This window comes from Pseudoalteromonas sp. XMcav1-K (assembly GCF_044005875.1).
In the GTDB taxonomy this organism is placed as follows: domain Bacteria; phylum Pseudomonadota; class Gammaproteobacteria; order Enterobacterales; family Alteromonadaceae; genus Pseudoalteromonas; species Pseudoalteromonas spongiae.
This window is the reverse complement of the sequence record NZ_JBIPJE010000043.1, coordinates 422,948-441,799: the sequence shown is the minus strand read 5'-3', so window position 1 is coordinate 441,799 and position 18,852 is coordinate 422,948. Positions and strand designations below refer to the sequence as shown.

At 41.0% G+C, this 18,852-nt stretch carries 18 protein-coding genes; 8 read left to right on the top strand and 10 right to left on the bottom strand.

What is annotated here, in order from left to right; genetic code table 11:
• Positions 1–65: 65 nt before the first annotated feature.
• Positions 66–1,727: a SulP family inorganic anion transporter gene (locus tag ACHSBP_RS12340; protein ID WP_010560200.1), complete on the bottom strand. Its 1,662-nt coding sequence runs from the start codon at positions 1,725–1,727 to the stop codon at positions 66–68.
• 193 nt (positions 1,728–1,920) lie between these two features.
• Between ACHSBP_RS12340 and ACHSBP_RS12335 the strand changes: the two genes are divergently transcribed.
• The 6 genes from ACHSBP_RS12335 (at position 1,921) to ACHSBP_RS12310 (ending at position 7,263) form a co-directional block, all read left to right on the top strand.
• Positions 1,921–3,117 (top strand): lipoprotein-releasing ABC transporter permease subunit, encoded by a 1,197-nt coding sequence (locus ACHSBP_RS12335; protein ID WP_395388970.1) that lies wholly within the window; start codon positions 1,921–1,923, stop codon positions 3,115–3,117.
• Positions 3,110–3,793: a lipoprotein-releasing ABC transporter ATP-binding protein LolD gene (gene lolD, locus ACHSBP_RS12330; protein WP_010560198.1), complete on the top strand. Its 684-nt coding sequence runs from the start codon at positions 3,110–3,112 to the stop codon at positions 3,791–3,793. The genes ACHSBP_RS12335 and lolD overlap by 8 nt, the downstream gene beginning before the upstream one ends.
• Positions 3,790–5,016 (top strand): FtsX-like permease family protein, encoded by a 1,227-nt coding sequence (locus ACHSBP_RS12325; protein ID WP_010560197.1) that lies wholly within the window; start codon positions 3,790–3,792, stop codon positions 5,014–5,016. Before lolD ends, ACHSBP_RS12325 begins: the two co-directional genes overlap by 4 nt.
• Positions 5,017–6,222, top strand: a complete 1,206-nt coding sequence (gene gltS, locus ACHSBP_RS12320; protein ID WP_010560196.1) for a sodium/glutamate symporter — start codon at positions 5,017–5,019, stop codon at positions 6,220–6,222.
• A 1-nt stretch (position 6,223) separates the two neighbouring features.
• Positions 6,224–6,754, top strand: coding sequence for a DUF924 family protein (locus tag ACHSBP_RS12315; protein ID WP_010560195.1), 531 nt, complete (start codon positions 6,224–6,226; stop codon positions 6,752–6,754).
• 68 nt (positions 6,755–6,822) lie between these two features.
• Positions 6,823–7,263, top strand: coding sequence for a DUF4826 family protein (locus ACHSBP_RS12310; RefSeq protein ID WP_010560194.1), 441 nt, complete (start codon positions 6,823–6,825; stop codon positions 7,261–7,263).
• Here ACHSBP_RS12310 and ACHSBP_RS12305 read toward each other — a convergent pair.
• The 8 genes from ACHSBP_RS12305 to cspD all read right to left on the bottom strand — a co-directional run bounded on the left by ACHSBP_RS12305 (position 7,247) and on the right by cspD (position 15,630).
• Positions 7,247–7,708: a GNAT family N-acetyltransferase gene (locus tag ACHSBP_RS12305; RefSeq protein WP_084616533.1), complete on the bottom strand. Its 462-nt coding sequence runs from the start codon at positions 7,706–7,708 to the stop codon at positions 7,247–7,249. The two genes, ACHSBP_RS12310 and ACHSBP_RS12305, sit on opposite strands and share 17 nt — an antisense overlap.
• 8 nt (positions 7,709–7,716) lie before the next feature.
• Positions 7,717–8,886, bottom strand: a complete 1,170-nt coding sequence (locus tag ACHSBP_RS12300; protein ID WP_010560192.1) for a cupin domain-containing protein — start codon at positions 8,884–8,886, stop codon at positions 7,717–7,719.
• Positions 8,887–8,967: 81 nt separating this feature from the next.
• Entirely contained in the window at positions 8,968–10,338 is a 1,371-nt protein-coding gene (gene purB / locus ACHSBP_RS12295) for an adenylosuccinate lyase (protein ID WP_010560191.1), read from the bottom strand.
• 28 nt (positions 10,339–10,366) lie between these two features.
• Positions 10,367–10,966 (bottom strand): high frequency lysogenization protein HflD, encoded by a 600-nt coding sequence (hflD, locus tag ACHSBP_RS12290; protein ID WP_010560190.1) that lies wholly within the window; start codon positions 10,964–10,966, stop codon positions 10,367–10,369.
• A complete protein-coding gene (mnmA, locus tag ACHSBP_RS12285) occupies positions 10,966–12,066 on the bottom strand; it encodes a tRNA 2-thiouridine(34) synthase MnmA (protein WP_010560189.1) in 1,101 nt (366 codons plus the stop codon). Before mnmA ends, hflD begins: the two co-directional genes overlap by 1 nt.
• An 87-nt stretch (positions 12,067–12,153) precedes the next feature.
• Entirely contained in the window at positions 12,154–12,822 is a 669-nt protein-coding gene (locus ACHSBP_RS12280) for an rRNA large subunit pseudouridine synthase E (protein WP_010560188.1), read from the bottom strand.
• 89 nt (positions 12,823–12,911) lie between these two features.
• Entirely contained in the window at positions 12,912–15,140 is a 2,229-nt protein-coding gene (locus ACHSBP_RS12275; RefSeq protein WP_010560187.1) for an NADP-dependent isocitrate dehydrogenase, read from the bottom strand.
• A gap of 274 nt (positions 15,141–15,414) precedes the next feature.
• A complete protein-coding gene (gene cspD / locus ACHSBP_RS12270; protein WP_010560186.1) occupies positions 15,415–15,630 on the bottom strand; it encodes a cold shock domain-containing protein CspD in 216 nt (71 codons plus the stop codon).
• Positions 15,631–15,887: 257 nt separating this feature from the next.
• On the opposite strand from cspD, the gene clpS reads away from it, so the two are divergent.
• Complete coding sequence (gene clpS, locus ACHSBP_RS12265; protein WP_010560185.1) at positions 15,888–16,205, top strand: ATP-dependent Clp protease adapter ClpS; 318 nt, start codon at positions 15,888–15,890, stop codon at positions 16,203–16,205.
• A 23-nt stretch (positions 16,206–16,228) separates the two neighbouring features.
• Entirely contained in the window at positions 16,229–18,499 is a 2,271-nt protein-coding gene (clpA, locus tag ACHSBP_RS12260) for an ATP-dependent Clp protease ATP-binding subunit ClpA (protein WP_010560184.1), read from the top strand.
• Between the two features lie 64 nt (positions 18,500–18,563).
• Here clpA and infA read toward each other — a convergent pair whose 3' ends face one another.
• Entirely contained in the window at positions 18,564–18,782 is a 219-nt protein-coding gene (gene infA, locus ACHSBP_RS12255) for a translation initiation factor IF-1 (protein WP_010560183.1), read from the bottom strand.
• Between the last annotated feature and the right edge of the window lie 70 nt (positions 18,783–18,852).

The following is an 18,852-nucleotide window of genomic DNA, read 5'->3' as shown; positions in this document are numbered from 1 at the left end:
ATTAAATAATAAATAATCTTAGCCCGAACAGGGGAGTTCAGGCAAAGAATTTATTTAACTTTCAGTTAGCTGCCGGTGAACGGCACGTTCTCGATAACTTCTAACGACTGATTAAGTGCCTCAAGTCGTGTATTTACAAAACGCTCTTTACCGATTAATTCATCAATGCCAAGCCTTTCAAGTTGATGTTTAGCATCATTATTTGGGCAATATAAAAAGACTTCACAGCGTGCTTCTATAGCATCTTTAATGGCATTTTCTAAGGCGAGGCCAACGGTCATATCGATCATTGGTACATCACTTAAATCTAGGATCATCGCTTTGTACTTATGTACAGAAGAATGCTGACGAGAAATCGCTTTAGATACACTGAAAATCATTGGACCCGACAAGTAAAAGAACAGAATATTGCCTTTTGCTTTGTCTAAAATTGCGCGCTCTTGTTTATTTAACGGTACATCATCGTCATCAGCATCACTAATAGCTTTGACTTGTTTTGCCTGCTCACGACTTAATCGTTCAATCACGATGATATTTGAGATAAATACACCCAAACCAACCGCAATAAGTAAGTCAACAAAAACAGTTAATAGCATTACCGCATACATAATCGCGGTTTGCTGCATGCTGGCTTTGTGTGCGCGCTGCAAAAAACTCCAATCGAGAATCGAGATACCAACATACAGCGCGATACCTGCAAGCACCGCCATTGGAATTGGCTCAATTAAACTGCCCGCAACTAATACCACAAGCATCAAAATAACGGCGCGAATAATTGCCGCGGCAGGAGATCGAGAACCCACTTGAATACTTACAACTGTGCCCATGGTTGCGCCTGCGCCCGGCAGTGCGCCAAATAAACCTGAGATCATGTTAGCAATACCTTGACCTTTTAGTTCTTTATTTGAATCGTGTTCTTGACGCGTTAATGAATCCGAGATTACGGCAGTCAACAGGGTATCAATACAACCAAGTGTGCCAAGTACCATGGCCTCAATGATCATGGTAACGAATTGGTCGGCGGTAAATGTCGGGAATACTAAATTAGGTAATCCAGTTGGAATTTCACCGATACGGCGAATCGATTCATCGCTAAATAAAATTACGGAAACAAGCGTAATTGCGATAAGTGCAACGAGTTGAGCGGGGATATATTTACGGTATTTCTTTGGGAAGTAAAATAAGATACCGAGCGTTGCAAGACCTAAAAATAATTCTGAAAAGTGAAGATTGAAAATTAAACTGGGGAGTTCAGTCAGCGTGCCGACTACGCCACCAGATGGCGTTTGATGGCCTAAAAGTGGTGCTAATTGTAAGATAATTAAAATAACACCAATGCCTGACATAAAACCGGAGATAACACTGTAAGGCATTAAGGTAACGTATTTACCCAGTTTTAATGAACCAAGTAAAAATTGAAATGCGCCGGCCATCATCACCACGGTAAAGGCCATTGCCATGCCTTGCTCTGGATGTTTGGCCATCATTGCAGTGAGTACTGCGGTCATTATCACGGTCATCGGACCGGTCGGCTCAGAAATGAGCGAGTTAGAACCACCAAACAGTGCAGCGAATAAGCCCACTAAAATAGCGCCCCAGATACCGGCTTCGGCACCCGCGCCTGACGCCACACCAAAGGCTAGGGCAAGTGGTAGTGAGATAATTGCAGTAGTGACACCACCAAATAAGTCACCACGGAGTTGAAAGTGCTTAAATCGCTCGAACAAAAGGCATACCCCTATATTGCAGACGCGGTATTCTACCTAGACTGTTTAAATAGTTACAGTAGCTTAGCTGGAATTATGGCAAAAATTTCACTGATCAGATCTGTTATTCTGAGATTGCCTAGAAAATAATACACTTCTTATTAATAAGTGTTAAACTTCCAAAAAATTACACTTATTAAACAATCAGTAATCTATGTTTCAGCCAGTTAGTTTGTTTATTGGCATGCGCTATGCGAAATTAGCCAAGGGCAACGGCTTTATCTCCTTTATTTCATTTTTCTCTATCGCGGGTATTACGCTTGGTATTATTGCGTTAATTTGTGTGACCAGCGTAATGAACGGGTTTGAGAACCGACTTAAGCAATCTATGCTTCAAATTACGCCGCATTTATCTGTTGCACTACCTGATAAGCAAAACCACCCCTTATATCAAACCTTGGCAACACATCCAGATGTTACCTCAATATCACGTTTTAAAAGCAGTGAAGGGTTGGTTGTGTCAAATACTAAATTATTAGCGGCAAAAATTTATGGCATAGATGATAGCCAAGACACGCCTTTGACAGCCATGCTTAATAGTGAAACCGTTAAACAATTGGCGAACACTAAATATTCGGTAGCGATTACGCGGCGCTTAGCAACAGAGCTTAATGTTTTTGTCGGCGATAAAATTCGCTTAATGCTACCGAGTGTCACTACCTTTACCCCAGTTGGACGTATGCCATCGCAACGTTTATTTACCGTTGCAGTACTGCTTGATAACAGCGCGTTTCACAGTCAGGTAATTTTAACGAGTACATCAAACTTATTAAGACTTAATCGTATAAAACCATCGAGTTTTGACGAATTTGCACTGTATTTAACCGATCCATTTAAATTAGATGACCTAATTAATGACATGCCAGAGCTGAAAACGCTGAAGGTAGCAGATTGGAAAGATACCCAAGGTTCGCTCTTTTCTGCAGTGGCAATGGAAAAGCGCATTATGAGTTTATTACTTGGACTGATTATTTTAGTTGCGGTATTTAATATTCTCTCGGCTTTGACCATGATGGTATCTGAAAAACAGTCTGAAATTGCTATTTTACAAACCTTAGGTTTAACACCCAACGGTGTGTTACAGGTATTTATGGTACAAGGTTTATACAATGGCTTAGTTGGCAGTGTACTTGGGGTATTACTTGGTCTAGCTGTTGCACTAAACATTAATGAAATATTAGCACTGATTGGCATTCAAATTATTGCAGGTATGCAGTTACCGGTCGATGTCTCTTGGTTACAAGTAGGTGTGATCTTTACGTTAAGTATTGCGATGAGCTATTTAGCCACTTTTTATCCCGCTAGACGCGCTGCGAAATTAGCACCAGCACAGGTTTTACGATATGAATAATCACCTAGTAGTAAAATGTGAACACCTCGCTAAGTCTTATCAAGATGGCGATGTTAAAGTTGATATTTTAGATGATTTAAATTTAACCCTCGAAGCGGGCACAACACTTGCCATTGTTGGCAGCTCAGGTTCGGGAAAAAGTACGCTATTACATTTGCTTGGTACATTAGATAAGCCTAATAGCGGTAAAATCGAAATAAAAGGTGTCGATACAACGACGCTTAATCGCAAGCAGCAAGCCGATTTTCGTAATAAGCACATTGGTTTTATATATCAATTTCACCATTTACTGATGGAGTTTAGTGCGCTTGAAAATGTAATGCTGCCGCTATTGATTGGGGGAATGGCAAAATCAGACGCCAAAATCCAAGCAAGTGAAATGCTCGAAAACGTGGGATTAAGTCATCGAATTACGCATAAACCGGATCAACTCTCGGGTGGTGAACGTCAGCGTGTTGCCATTGCCCGTGCGCTTATCACCAAACCTGCATTAGTGCTTGCTGATGAACCGACAGGTAACCTTGATAAAGATAATGGCGAGAACATATACGAACTGATTAACCAGTTAAAAACCACCCACAATACTGCGTTTATTGTGGTGACCCATGATTTAGAGTTAGCGGCAAAGCTTGATAAAGCCATGTTTATTAAACAGGGAAAGTTGGTTAGCCAATGAGTTTAAGTGTTTATTTAGTTAAAGGCTTTCGACGCGGCAAAGGCGATACCACGGTTAGTGGCTTTTTTAGTAAGTCATCAACAATTGGTATTTCACTTGGTGTGGCGGTGCTTATTTTGGCGCTATCGGTGATTAACGGCTTTGAAGTTGCACTAAAAGAGCGCTTATTAAGCGTTATTCCACATATTGAGTATTATGCGCCAGCAAAACCGCTGGATAATTTCGCTTCTCATCAAGAAAAACTACTCAGTCACCCAGAAGCGGTCGCAGTTGCCCCTTATATTAAGCTAAATGCAATGGTGTCGCACAAAGGTAAAATGCATGGCGTGCTATTAAAAGGCGTCGATCCAGAGTTAGACGCGACCGTGTCAGACAGCGCTAAGTACATTTCCCCTAAAAGCAGCGTTAATCTTGAAAAGGGTGAGCTTATTCTCGGTAAGGCTCTGGCAAATAAGTTACAGCTGGAAATTGGCGATATGGTATCTGTGTTACTGCCAGAGCCGGGCACTCAATCGCTCGCGAGTATTAAGCGAATTAATTTAAGCTTAGTTGGCACCATTAATTTAGGTGGTCAACTTGATATGAATTTTGGCCAAATTACATTAAGCCAAGCGCAACAGCTAAAAAATGTGAGCAATACCCAGTTTGATGGGCTGCAAGTTAAGATACGTGATGTATTTAATGTGCGAAACAGTGCGCTTGCGATAGGTCAAAAATTAGATGAATTGGTGTATATCGAAACCTGGTACCGTAGTCAGGGCAATTTGTATCAAGATATACAAATGGTGCGCTTAATTGTTTACATCACGGTGTTTTTAATTGTTGCTGTTGCCAGCTTTAATATTGTCTCTACCTTGATTATGGAAGTGAAAGAAAAGAGCGCGAGTATTGCGATTTTAAAAACCATGGGTGCAACCGATGGCACAATTGTGCGCTGCTTTTTACTGCAAGGTATTCATCAGGCGGCAATAGGGTTAGGTATTGGCTTGATTCTAGGCATTATTTTATCGCTGACAGTAAGCGATATTTATTTATTAATAAGTGAATTGCTAGGCAAAAATGTGTTGTCTGGTGTTTACTTTATAGACTATCTACCAAGTCAGCTTAACGTAAACGATTTACTGATCACCACGGTGATTACGTTTACAATGGCGATAATTGCGTGCATTTATCCAGCAGTTAAAGCCAGCAAAACGGACCCTGCAAAAATACTAGGACATTAAATGCTGATAGATGAACGGCTTACCTTAATGGCGGCAATACTGGTTTACTTTTTAGGTAAATGGTTAAACCGTCGTTATAAGCCGTTACAAAGCTTTAATATTCCAGAAGCCGTTACCGGCGGCATTGTTGCCTCAAGTTTAGCGGCTTTGTCGTTTTATGTTTTCAATACTGAAATCACATTCTCACTTCAACAGCGCGATGTGCTACTCATCATTTTCTTTACCACGATTGGCTTAAATGCACAGTTAGATAGCCTAATAAAAGGCGGTAAAAGCTTAATGATTCTATTACTACTGGCAGTCGGCTTTTTAATCTTACAAAACCTTGTTGGGATTGGTGTATTTACCTCGTTTGGCATGCCACCGGTGAGCGGATTGCTAGGTGGCTCGATTTCATTAAGCGGTGGGCATGGCACGGCAATCGCCTGGTCGCCATTTTTTAGTGAGCAGTATCAGATTGAAGGGGCGTTGGAACTCGCTTTGGCGTGCGCGACATTTGGCTTAATTTTTGGTGGTGTGCTTGGTGGTCCTATCGCGAAGTTCATAATAGAGAAACACCAGTTAAAACAAACGGTTTATTCTGCTAAGCCACTGAAAGTTGGGGTTTCCCATGACAATGCGAAATTTGCAAGTGTTAACATAGATCAGTTTCTGATCAGTATCTTTGTTATTTTACTGGCAATTGGACTAGGTAATCGTATTGAAGCCGCATTAGTTTATTTTGATTTTGAATTACCATTTTTTGTATGTTGTCTGTTTGCCGGCATCATTATTAGTAACACGGTACCACGCTTAATATCAGTCAAGCTTTGGCCTACCAATAGTGCGTCGTTGTCGTTTATTTCCGATGTCTGCTTAGGGCTATTTTTAGCAATGTCGTTAATGAGTATTAAGATTTGGACATTGACGAGTTTAGCAATGCCATTTGTTGTGTTACTTGTTTTTCAAGTGTTGGCGACAATACTCTATAGCACCTATGTTGTGTTTCCTAGTCTAGGTAAGAACTACGATGCAGCGGTAATGGCTTCTGGCTATGCTGGGTTGACCTTAGGCGCGACACCAACAGCAATTGCTAATATGACGGCGGTTACGCAACATTATTCGCCTTCAGCTAAAGCATTTATTGTTGTACCTTTGGTTGGCGCATTCTTTATTGATATTGTAAATGCGTTGGTGATTAATCAATTTATTAGTTGGCTGGGATGATATGAATTATCAAGATATATATGACTTTTGGTTTACGGAATTAACGCCAAATGATTGGTTTTCAGTCAATGACGCGCTAGATAAAACAATCGACAATAAATTTAAGATTATTCTTGATGCAGCGATTGCAGGTGAATTACATCATTGGCGACACACTGCGATGGGTTCGCTGTGTGAGATAATAGTGCTCGATCAGTTTTCACGGAACATTTATCGAGGCCAAGCTCAGGCGTTTCGCCAAGATCCGTTGGCGCTAGCTTTGGCGCAAACAGCAATTGATAAGGGCTTTGATAAGCAACTTAATGAAACTGAGGTCGGGTTTTTGTACTTACCATTTATGCACAGCGAAAGCGCGAAAATTCATGAATTGGCGATGATGCTGTATAAAGATCATCCTAGTTATGAATTTGAAGCGGCGCATAAGGCAATAATCGACCAGTTTGGGCGTTATCCACACCGCAACGCTATATTAGGGCGCAAATCGACTGAGCAAGAGTTAACATTTTTGACACAACCAAATTCATCTTTTTAACGTTACATCTTGCTTTGCAAAGGGTGACACAGTACAGTGATGAAATTGAAATTTTCTAAAGATGTATTATGGAAAACCAAGAACAAAAACCACAACCAACTCAAGCAGAAATTCAAGCTGCTCAAAATCAATGGATCCGCTCTACACTTGATCGCGCTAATAAACATTTAGCTGAAAAAGGCGTTATTCCAAAGACGATTCTAGATAAAGAAAGCCGTTATATTGCGCCTATGTGTGCAATTTGGAAAATCAAAAGTCAACAAGGCAAAACATATTGGGTTGTATCTGGCAATTTACCGACAGATCACGTTGAGGTGACTGCGGCAACCAATGCCCGTGACGCACTTCGCCATTTTTCGTTTCAATGGCAATTAAAAGCAGACCAGCTCGCAAAAAATAGTGCAGGTGACAAAGCGCAAATCGATTTTGCTAACTTGCTTGTGAACCGTGCTGAAGGTCTGTATGACTTATACAGCAATGAAAAACTTTGGACTAATGAACCAAAGTAAAGGGTTTAGGATCAAAACGCGATAACGGACACGATAATCGTTGTCGCGCTATTCCAGCCTCCATAAACACATTGCCTTGTTCGGCATAACCGCATCGCTTAAATTTTTCTTTCTCAACAATATTACAATTGAAACTTAGTTCTTCGGCACCTAATTCTTTTGCACACAGCGCAATTTGCTCAAACATTAGATTATAAAACTCATGAGTTCGGTAAGCTTGCAGCACAGCAACGCGGCCAATTTCACCTTGTTGCGTTATTCTTGCGGTTGCTATGCTGTTACCTTGATGATCAAACCCAAGCAGATGCTGACAACTTAAATCGCACTTATCAAATTCAACGTCTTTTGGGATATGGTATTCATAAACAAATACTTTTTCCCTCACTTGTTTGAGTTCGTTACGCTTTTCTCGCCATGTGACCTGTTTAAATGTGAAGCTCATCATTTCCTCTACTAATCGAAATACCAATAGCCCTCATTTAAAAGATTAGTAAAGTTTTGCATAAAGTGTGAACAAGTTGTGGAACTTTTAATCTGATCGGATGTCACTGTTACGTTTTGGCAAAGTGTTTCCACCCATGAAAGGCACGAAAGTGGTAGGGTAAGTACATCACCGTTTACTGCAAACAACACATTGCTTTCTGTTGATAAATAAAAGCAGCGAAGACCACCTAGGCGATGAATTTCAATATCTTGGTTTAGTAATTCAAGTACATAACTTGGATCGTATTCATCTTCAAGCGGCGCTAAATCGAGATCGTGTTTTGCTTCACTCAGACTTTGTAACAACCATAAATTAAAATCTTGATTGTTATTAAGTGCATCTAGCATTTGTTGTTTAACATCTGCGACTTCATTTGCTAAAAACTCACCGGGGTTATTACGTAATTGAAGCGTTGGATCACTGTAACGTGTATTACCCGAATCGTTATCAATGAGGTAATCTGAAAATGACGACAATAATTCGCGCTGATTTGGCGCTCTAAAGCCAACTGAATAGTTCATGGCGTTTTCGACTGCGTAACCTTCGTGAGGGCAGCCAGGTGGAATATATAAAATATCGCCTGGTTCAAGTACTTCATCAATACAGGCATCAAACCCGTCAATTTGCAGCAGATCTTTACACGGAATAACTTCATTGAAGGTTTGCTTAGATTCGCCAACGCGCCAATGTCGTTTACCTTGGCCTTGAATAATAAATACATCGTATTGGTCTAGGTGAGGCCCAACGCCGCCATCGGGCGTAGAGAAGCTGATCATCAAATCATCAATACGCCAGTTTGGAATAAAGCGAAACGGCTCGATTAACTCGGCAGCCTCAGGATGCCAGTGGTCAACGGCTTGCACAAGAAGTGTGCTGTTTTTTGGTGTTAATAATTCGAAATCTTCAAACGGGCCGTGGTGTGCTTGCCATTCATTGTTGTGATTAGAAATGAGACGCGACTCAATGCATTCCTCCATCGCAAGGCCTGCAAGTTCATCTGGACTAATTGGATCAACAAAGTCAGCAAACCCCGACTTGATTAACGCCGGTTTTTTTTGCCAATACTCATTAATAAATTCTTGTTGAGAGAGGGTTTTAACACCATCTGGTGTTTTGATATTGAAACTGAGTTGATACATAGGCGTCTCTAAAAATTGATAATAAAAAAGCGAAAGATATTAGAAATACCTTTCGCTTTTTATTCAAGCTAAAACTGCTAGTTATTTGATGTCGTCGATAAATTCAACTGCACGGCCAATATAATTAGCCGGTGTAAGTTGTTTTAATTCTTCTTTTACCGCTTCTGGTAAATCAAGATTATCGATGAAATCAGCCATGATCTCTTTGTTAACGCGCTTACCACGTGTTAACTCTTTAAGTTTTTCATATGGCTTTTCAATGCCATATTTACGCATTACAGTTTGGATTGGCTCAGCAAGTAGTTCCCAGTTCTGGTCAAGTTCAGCAAGTAGCTTCTCTTGGTTAACTTCTAATTTGCTAATACCTTTAAGTGTTGCTTGGTAAGCGATTAACGCATAACCCATACCTACACCTAAGTTACGTAACACGGTTGAATCCGTAAGGTCACGCTGCCAGCGAGATACTGGTAGTTTTTGCGCTAGGTGTGCAAAAATTGCGTTCGCAATACCTAAGTTACCTTCAGAGTTTTCAAAATCAATTGGGTTAACTTTGTGTGGCATGGTTGATGAACCAATTTCACCTGCAATTGTTTTTTGCTTGAAGTGATTAAGCGCAATGTAGCCCCAAACGTCACGGTCAAAATCAATTAAGATAGTATTGAAACGTGCAATTGCATCGTAAAGTTCTGCGATGTAATCGTGTGGCTCGATTTGTGTTGTAAACGCATTCCACTCAAGACCAAGACTTGTTACAAACTTTTCAGCATGTGCATGCCAGTCGTAGTTAGGGTAAGCGCTAATGTGTGCGTTGTAGTTACCAACTGCACCGTTGATTTTACCAAGTAATTCTACATTAGCGATTTGGTCGCGTTGACGCTTTAAGCGCATGTACACGTTTGCCATTTCTTTACCCATAGTTGAAGGTGAAGCTGGCTGACCGTGAGTACGACACATCATCGGAATTGTTTGGTATTCTTTTGCAAGTGCGTGAACAGCATCAAGTAGCTTATCGCAGTATGGTAAAAGAACATTTTCACGTGCTTCTTTTAACATTAAACCGTGTGATAGGTTATTGATGTCTTCTGAGGTACATGCAAAGTGAATAAATTCGTTAATTGCATTAAGCTCGGCGTTGTCAGCTACTTTTTCTTTTAGTAGGTATTCAACCGCTTTCACGTCGTGGTTTGTGGTGCGCTCAATGTCTTTAACACGCATTGCATCTTCTACATTAAAGTTTGCAACGATGTTATCTAAGATTTGATTTGCTTCAGCGCTTAGTGATGGTACTTCGTCGATACCCTCGGCAGCAGCAAGTGCTTGTAACCAGCGAACTTCTACAGTAACGCGGTATTTAATTAGGCCATACTCACTAAAGATTTCTCTAAGCTCAGTTGTTTTGCTGCCGTAACGACCATCAACAGGTGAAATAGCAGTTAACGCTGAAAGCTCCATAATCACTCCTAAATATTTGTACTAGAGATTAACAATACTGTTTTGCAATTTTGACAATTTTACCTTTGCCAAAGAAAAAGTGGCGGCGTTTACCACCAACTTGGCGCCATAATACTGCGGCGCGTATACCAGCTAACAACAGGGCGCGAATACGATGTTGCACCGATTTTTGTTGTAGCAATGCTGGTTTACCAAATACTTGAATACGTTGTCCAAGCGGACTAATTACATCTGCATAAATATCCGCAAGGCTTGCAATAATGGCGTCATCTGAAATTGATAAATGTGCCAATCGTGTGTCGATTGAATTAATGCGTGAGCCAAGTTCATTTAATGCTTTGGGGTTTGCGTTTAAAGCACGTTCTAACTGAATTAAACCGCCAACGTACTTTACAAGCTCAATGCTTTTATTTTGGCCTGATTCGAGTTGTTCAACAACTAATTGATAACCTTGGCGTAAATCCATATCACGAAATACATCTGACGGTGCATCTGGATTGGTTACTAAAATACCCGAAAGTAGTTGCTGCATTTCATAATCGGTAATTGAACCGGTTTGCGCAACTTTTTGCACTGCTTTGGTAATTTGGCACATGGCGGCAAGCGCCATAACCTGATTTTTATCCATTAGCGGATCACCGAATCAATAATACCGCCACCTAAACATGTTTCATCTAGGTAAAATACCGCAGATTGACCTGGGGTAACGGCTTTTTGCGGCTCATCAAATAATACGCGTGCAACGCCGTCTTCACCAACCAGTAAAGTGCATGGAATATCAGTTTGGCGATAACGGGTTTTCACTGTGCAACGTAGCGTTGATTGCGGACCTACGCGGTCAACCCAGTGCAGCTGGTTTGCCATTAGGCCGTTTGAATATAGGCGAGGGTGATCTTTACCTTGACCAACAACAAGTACGTTACGCGCAATATCTTTATCTACAACATACCAAGGCTCACCCGAACCTTCCTTCATACCACCAATGAGTAGGCCTTTGCGTTGACCTAAGGTGTGATACATTAAGCCTTCATGCTCGCCAACATCGTTGCCTTCGCAATCTTCAATTTTGCCAGGTTGAGCTGGTAAGAATTTTTGTAAGAAGTCTTTAAATTTGCGCTCACCAATAAAGCAAATACCCGTGCTGTCTTTCTTATCGTGGGTAATAAGGCCTTGTTCTTCCGCGATACGGCGTACTTCAGGCTTTTCAATTTCGCCTACTGGGAATAAGGTTTGCGCAACATGCTCATGACCAAGGGTGTATAGGAAATAGCTTTGGTCTTTATTGTCATCAAGGCCACGTACTAAGGTTGCTTTACCGTCTTTTTCAGCGCGGCGAACATAATGACCAGTTGCAATATAATCTGCACCGAGCGCTTCAGCAGCAAATTCAAGAAACGCTTTAAATTTAATTTCTTTGTTACACATAATATCGGGGTTAGGCGTACGGCCTGCTTTGTATTCAGCAAGGAAATACTCAAACACGTTATCCCAATATTCTGCGGCAAAGTTTACCGTGTGTAACTCAATACCCAGTTTTTCGCATACAGCTTGTGCATCTTTTAAATCTTCTGCAGCTGCACAGTATTCATCAGTATCATCTTCTTCCCAGTTTTTCATAAACAAGCCTTCTACCTGATAGCCTTGTTGCTTAAGTAAATAAGCTGAAACGGAAGAGTCTACACCGCCAGACATGCCAACGATGACTTTGATGTTACTGTTATCACTCATGATATTGAATTACTCCGAAAATTTGAGGCGCGAATTATATCATAGCTGTTTTAATAAAACATGTTCTAAAATGCGCGAGTAAGGTGCTTATTTATTCTCTGTTATAAGTCTATATTCGCCATTTTCAATACCGTCCAAGGTGTATTTACCAATGGCGTAACGAATTAAGCGTAACGTCGGAAAGCCAACATGTGCTGTCATACGTCTTACTTGGCGATTTTTACCCTCGGTGATGGTGATTGACAGCCAAGTTGTCGGAATTGCTTTGCGCTCACGAATAGGTGGGTTACGGGGCCAAACGTTGGGCTCATTGATCCGCTTAACGTCTGCCGGTAGGGTTTTACCATCTTTCAGTACAACGCCTTGCGATAGGGCGTTTATGGCATCTTGTGTTACATCACCTTCTACTTGCACCCAGTAGGTTTTCGGTGATTTATGTTTAGGTGAAGCAATTTTATGTTGCAGCTTACCGTTGTTGGTAAGCAGTAATAATCCCTCACTGTCTCTATCGAGACGACCTGCGGCATACACATCTTTAATGTCGATAAAATCAGCCAGTGTTTTGCGATTACCTTCATCGGTAAATTGGCTTAGCACATCAAAAGGCTTGTTAAATAACACGATATGAGTTGGCCCTTGGTGTGGCTTTACATCGCGCGTTTTGATGTGTTTTTTAGCTGCGGCGACACGTTGTTTATTTGGTCGTGTTGGCTTTTTAGTAATTTGTGCAGATTTAGGTTTAGATAATCGAGTCATGACTTTGATTAATTACAAGCAAGGTAGGTATTGTAGCAAATAAAAAAGGGCAACAACATGTTGCCCTTTTTCTTATTCAAACAGTACGATTATGCGATTTGCGCGATAATGTTGTTGAATGTTTCGCTTGGACGCATTGCTTTGTATGCAAGCTCTTCGCTAGGCTGGAAGTAGCCCTTAATGTCAACTGCAACGCCTTGTGCATCGTTAAGCTCTTTAACGATAACCGCTTCATTTGCTGTTAATTGCTCTGCAACTGGTGCAAACTTCGCTTTAAGTTCAGCGTCTTTGTCTTGTGCAGCAAGTTCTTGTGCCCAGAACATCGTTAGATAGAAGTGGCTACCGCGGTTATCTAATTCGTTTACCTTACGAGAAGGTGATTTGTTCTCAAGTAAGAATTTAGCTGTTGCCGCGTCTAGCGTATCTGCTAATACTTGTGCCTTAGTGTTACCTGCGTTTACTGCAAGGTGCTCGTAAGAAGCCGCTAACGCTAAGAATTCACCAAGTGAATCCCAACGTAAGTGGTTTTCTTTTTCGAACTGCTGAACGTGCTTAGGTGCTGAACCACCTGCGCCTGTTTCAAATAAACCACCACCGTTCATTAATGGAACGATTGATAGCATTTTAGCACTTGTACCAAGCTCAAGAATTGGGAATAAGTCAGTTAGGTAGTCACGTAGTACGTTACCTGTTACTGAAATAGTATCTTGACCTTCTTTGATGCGCGCTAATGAGAATTGCGTTGCTTCAAATGGTGCAAGAATGCGAATATCAAGGCCGTTAGTATCGTGGTCTTGTAGGTATCGGTTAACTTTCTTAATTAACTGCGCATCGTGAGCACGGTTTTCGTCTAACCAGAATACCGCTGGCGTGCTAGTTGCACGTGCACGATTCACTGCAAGCTTAACCCAATCTTGGATTGGTAGGTCTTTAACTTGACACATGCGGAAGATATCGCCCGTGTCAACGTCGTGAGACATTACAGCAACGCCTGCTTGGTTAACTACGCGTACTTGACCTTTTGCTTTAATTTCAAATGTCTTGTCGTGTGAACCGTATTCTTCCGCTTTTTGAGCCATAAGGCCAACGTTTGGTACGCTACCCATAGTTGTTGGATCAAATGCGCCATTTTCTTTACAGAAATCAATCGTTGCTTGGTAAACACTTGCATAACAACGGTCTGGAATAAGTGCTTTGGTGTCTTTTAGTTTGCCATCTGGACCCCACATTTGGCCTGATGAACGAATACATGCTGGCATTGAAGCATCAATGATGATGTCACTTGGTACATGTAAATTTGTAATGCCACGGTCAGAATCAACCATTGCAAGTGCAGGGCGGTTTGCATAAACAGCTTGTAAATCAGCTTCAATTTCAGCGCGTGTTGCGTCATCTAACTGTGCGATTTTAGCGTAAACATCACCAATACCGTTGTTAGCATCGACACCTAGCTTTTCAAAGGTTGCAGCGTGTTTTGCAAATACGTCTTTGTAGAATACTTTTACAGCGTGACCGAAGATGATTGGATCAGATACTTTCATCATGGTTGCTTTCATATGTAATGAAAGTAATACGTCTTCGTCTTTTGCTGCGTTGATTTCACGCTCTAAGTATGTATTTAACGCTGCAACATTCATTACAGAGCTGTCGATGATTTCGCCTGCAAGTAATGGAACTGATGCTTTTAATACTTCAACATCGCCATTTTCGTTTACGAATTCAATACGCACATCATCAGCAGCATCAACCGTCACTGATTGCTCAGATGCAAAGAAGTCGCCTTCGTTCATTGATGCAACGTGTGATTTAGAATCGCTTGCCCATGCGCCCATTGAATGCGGGTTATTTTTAGCATAGTTTTTAACAGAACCAGGTGCGCGACGGTCAGAGTTACCTTCACGTAGTACTGGGTTTACAGCACTGCCTTTAATTTTGTCGTAAGTTGCTTTAACTTTCGCTTCTTCTTCGTTTTTCGGCTCTTCAGGGTACTCAGGAAGTGCGTAACCTTGAGCTTGTAATTCTTTGATTACTGCTTGTAGCTGAGGAATAGATGCACTGATGTTTGGTAGTTTAATGATGTTTGCGTCAGGTGTTTTTGCTAGTTCACCTAATTCAGCTAGTGCATCACCGATACGTTGTTCTTCGGTTAAGTACTCTGGGAAGTTTGCGATAACGCGACCTGCAAGAGAGATGTCACGTGTTTCAACGTTTACGTCAGATACAGCGCTGAAGGCTTTAACGATTGGTAAAAACGAGTACGTGGCAAGTGCCGGTGCTTCATCCGTTTTTGTATAAATTATCTTAGATTTACTAGTCATTATTATTCCTAACTTTTAAATGCCATTACTATGGCGTTCAATACTTACATTGAAAGGGGTGTGATTTTGCAAAATCACAAAAACTGAATGTAATTGACTTAGTCTAGCGTTATTTATAGTGCTGACAATTGGCCGATAGTATAGCAGGGCTAGTTTAAATAAAAAGAATTAGCAATCACAAAATGTTCAATTGACATGGGAGGGTAAATTTTAGGCATAAAAAAAGCGGGCGATCCGCTTCTTTATTATTATAATGTGTCGTAAGCAGTACTACTTAGACTTCGCCTTCAGTTGGCGCAATATTGGTCGCGTGTAGGCCTTTCGGACCTTGTTGCAACTCAAATGTTACATCTTGGCCAGCTTTAAGTGTTTTGTATCCATCCATTTGAATGGTTGAAAAATGCGCAAAGATATCCTCCGTGCTGCCTTCTTCTACGATAAACCCAAACCCTTTTGCGTTATTGAACCATTTGACTTTTCCGCAAGCCATACCTCAACATCCTTCTATAAGTTGACTAAAATCATGTTATTCTACATGGTAAATTACTTAACAAGCTTAAAACGAACCAGTGCTGCGGATTACACAAGCTTTTGTTCGTAAATTGCTTAGTAAATAATCACATATTGACTGTAGTTTAATTGACCAAACAGTCAAGTTTTTTTTAATTGTTTTTAACAATTTAAATAATTTTTTAATTTTTAAGACTCAAAGTTGCTTGAGTTTACAAGAGATGACTATATTAAATTATGAGTGGGACACAATTTTCAGATTTAGTAGATAGCCAAAAGGAAAAACAGCGACAAAGTATTAAGCCGCCGCGCAAGTATAAAGTTATTTTAAATAATGACGATTACACGCCAATGGACTTTGTTGTTGAGGTTTTAGCACGATTTTTTAATATGGATTCAGACAGGGCGACTGAAATTATGTTAAAGGTCCATTATGACGGCAAAGCTGTCTGTGGCGTTTACAGTGCAGAAGTCGCTGAAACCAAGGTAGCGCAAGTGAACCAATACGCGCGTGATAATGAACATCCACTGTTATGTAGTTTTGAGCCCGAATAAAGAAGTATTTAGAGGAGTTTATTATGCTTAATAAAGACTTAGAAATTACCTTAAACTCCGCATTCAGAGAAGCGCGTAGTCGCAGGCATGAATTTATGACTGTGGAGCACTTACTGTTAGCGCTATTAGATAACCCATCGGCAATTGATGCGTTGTCGAGCTGTGGCACCGATTTACAATCACTTAAAATCGCGTTGTCAGATTTTATCGATGAAACCACACCATTAATCCCCGACTTAGAAGAAGAGCGCGAAACACAGCCAACGCTTGGTTTTCAACGCGTATTGCAACGCGCTGTATTTCATGTGCAGTCGTCGGGTAAAAGTGAAGTGAACGGTGCTAATGTACTTGTTGCAATTTTTAGCGAGCAAGAAAGCCAAGCTGTTTATTTACTTAAAAAATGCGACATTACTCGCCTCGATATCGTTAATTATATATCACACGGTATTTCGCGTTTAGACGAGGAAGAAAGTCACCACCCAAGTGAAGAAGAGCAAGAGATTGAAAACAGTGCCGAGCAGAGCGCAGATGAGAAATCTAAGCTAGAAAACTTTACCACAAACCTTAATACGCAAGCAGAGCTTGGCTTAATCGACCCGCTGATTGGGCGCGACAGTGAAATTGAGCGCACTATTCAGGTGTTATGCCGTCGTAAAAAGAACAATCCATTGCTTGTGGGTGAGGCGGGCGTTGGTAAAACTGCTATCGCAGAAGGTCTTGCTTATCGCATCGTCAACGAGCAAGTGCCAGAAGTTATTTCAGATGCGACTGTATTTTCACTCGATATGGGCGCGTTGCTTGCTGGTACAAAATACCGCGGCGATTTTGAAAAACGTTTTAAGGCGTTGCTAAAACAACTTCAGCAACACAAAAACGCAATTTTGTTTATTGATGAAATCCACACAATTATTGGCGCGGGTGCAGCCTCTGGTGGTGTGATGGATGCATCAAACCTAATTAAACCGTTACTATCAAGCGGGAAGCTTCGTTGTATGGGTTCGACCACGTACAACGAATTTAAAAATATTTTTGAAAAAGACCGCGCTTTAGTACGTCGTTTCCAAAAAATCGATATTGTTGAGCCGTCAGTTGCCGACACTACTAAGATATTAATGGGCTTAAAAGAACGCTATGAAGAGCACCATGGCATTCGCTATACGCAAACAGCACTGAAAGCTGCTGCTGAACTATCAGCTAAGTATATCAATGAACGCCACTTACCAGACAAAGCGATTGACGTGATTGATGAAGCGGGTGCAAGTCAGCGTTTGTTACCCGCATCGCGTCGTAAGAAAACAGTAACGGTATCGGATATTGAACACATTATTGCGAAAATCGCGCGTATTCCAGAGCAAAATGTATCAAACTCAGATAAGCAAGTTCTGCAATTACTTGATCGTAATCTGAAAATGGTGGTATTTGGTCAAGATGATGCCATTGATGCACTAAGTGCAGCAATTCGATTATCGCGTTCAGGTTTGTCTAGCGAAGATAAACCAATTGGTTCGTTCTTATTTGCAGGGCCAACGGGTGTCGGTAAAACTGAGATCACCAAGCAACTTGCAAAATGTTTAGGCGTTGAACTTGTGCGTTTTGATATGTCTGAATACATGGAAAAACATGCGGTAAGTCGCTTAATTGGTGCACCTCCTGGTTATGTGGGTTATGAACAAGGCGGCTTATTAACTGATGCAGTGATTAAACAGCCTCATTGCGTGGTATTGCTCGATGAAATCGAAAAAGCGCATCCTGATATTTACAATGTATTGTTGCAAGTAATGGATCACGGCACGCTCACGGATAACAACGGCCGCAAGGCAGATTTCAGAAACGTTGTACTTGTGATGACGACTAATGCGGGTGTGCAAGAAACAATTCGTAAATCAATTGGCTTTAAGCAACAAGATCACAGCCACGATGCGATGAGTGAGATTAATAAAACGTTTACACCTGAATTTAGAAACCGCTTAGATAACACCATTTGGTTTAATCACTTAGATGAAAAAGTGATCTTGCAAGTGGTTGATAAGTTCATTGTTGAGCTGGAATCACAACTCGATGCTAAATCAGTGTCACTGGAAGTAACCGAGCCTGCACGTAAATGGCTTGCAAAAGAAGGCTACGATAAAGCGATGGGCGCTCGCCCAATGGCTCGCCTGATCCAAGAAAAGCTGAAAAAGCCATTAGCCAATGAAATTTTATTTGGTGAACTCAGTGATGGTGGTAACGTAAAAGTAAGCATTAAAGATAAGCAGCTTACATTTAGTTACGAAAATGAAAGCGTTGAAGCATAAGCAAAACATCAATAAAAAAGCCCGCAATTAGCGGGCTTTTTTTACATTCGATACTACTTAAAAATTAGCGAGCACGGAATACAATGCGACCTTTCGAAAGGTCATATGGCGTTAACTCAACCGTAACCTTGTCGCCTGTTAAAATACGAATATAGTTTTTGCGCATTTTACCAGAAATGTGTGCAACAACCACGTGACCGTTTTCTAATTCAACGCGGAACATAGTGTTAGGGAGTGTGTCAAGGACAGTGCCTTGCATTTCAATTACGTCTTCTTTCGCCATATTGAGCGTATAACCTCAGTTGTATTCTTTAAAGCTGCAGATTTTGCCGAAAACCCATGCATATGTAAAG

Coding starts and splice junctions, on each gene's coding strand:
- mnmA (WP_010560189.1), bottom strand. CDS start 12,066: ATGAGTGATAACAGTAACATCAAAGTCATCGTTGGCATGTCTGGCGGT.
- purB (WP_010560191.1), bottom strand. CDS start 10,338: ATGGAGCTTTCAGCGTTAACTGCTATTTCACCTGTTGATGGTCGTTAC.
- hflD (WP_010560190.1), bottom strand. CDS start 10,966: ATGGATAAAAATCAGGTTATGGCGCTTGCCGCCATGTGCCAAATTACC.
- ACHSBP_RS12300 (WP_010560192.1), bottom strand. CDS start 8,886: ATGTATCAACTCAGTTTCAATATCAAAACACCAGATGGTGTTAAAACC.
- lolD (WP_010560198.1), top strand. CDS start 3,110: ATGAATAATCACCTAGTAGTAAAATGTGAACACCTCGCTAAGTCTTAT.
- ACHSBP_RS12280 (WP_010560188.1), bottom strand. CDS start 12,822: ATGACTCGATTATCTAAACCTAAATCTGCACAAATTACTAAAAAGCCA.
- ACHSBP_RS12315 (WP_010560195.1), top strand. CDS start 6,224: ATGAATTATCAAGATATATATGACTTTTGGTTTACGGAATTAACGCCA.
- infA (WP_010560183.1), bottom strand. CDS start 18,782: ATGGCGAAAGAAGACGTAATTGAAATGCAAGGCACTGTCCTTGACACA.
- clpS (WP_010560185.1), top strand. CDS start 15,888: ATGAGTGGGACACAATTTTCAGATTTAGTAGATAGCCAAAAGGAAAAA.
- cspD (WP_010560186.1), bottom strand. CDS start 15,630: ATGGCTTGCGGAAAAGTCAAATGGTTCAATAACGCAAAAGGGTTTGGG.
- ACHSBP_RS12310 (WP_010560194.1), top strand. CDS start 6,823: ATGGAAAACCAAGAACAAAAACCACAACCAACTCAAGCAGAAATTCAA.
- ACHSBP_RS12275 (WP_010560187.1), bottom strand. CDS start 15,140: ATGACTAGTAAATCTAAGATAATTTATACAAAAACGGATGAAGCACCG.
- gltS (WP_010560196.1), top strand. CDS start 5,017: ATGCTGATAGATGAACGGCTTACCTTAATGGCGGCAATACTGGTTTAC.
- ACHSBP_RS12325 (WP_010560197.1), top strand. CDS start 3,790: ATGAGTTTAAGTGTTTATTTAGTTAAAGGCTTTCGACGCGGCAAAGGC.
- ACHSBP_RS12305 (WP_084616533.1), bottom strand. CDS start 7,708: ATGATGAGCTTCACATTTAAACAGGTCACATGGCGAGAAAAGCGTAAC.
- ACHSBP_RS12335 (WP_395388970.1), top strand. CDS start 1,921: ATGTTTCAGCCAGTTAGTTTGTTTATTGGCATGCGCTATGCGAAATTA.
- clpA (WP_010560184.1), top strand. CDS start 16,229: ATGCTTAATAAAGACTTAGAAATTACCTTAAACTCCGCATTCAGAGAA.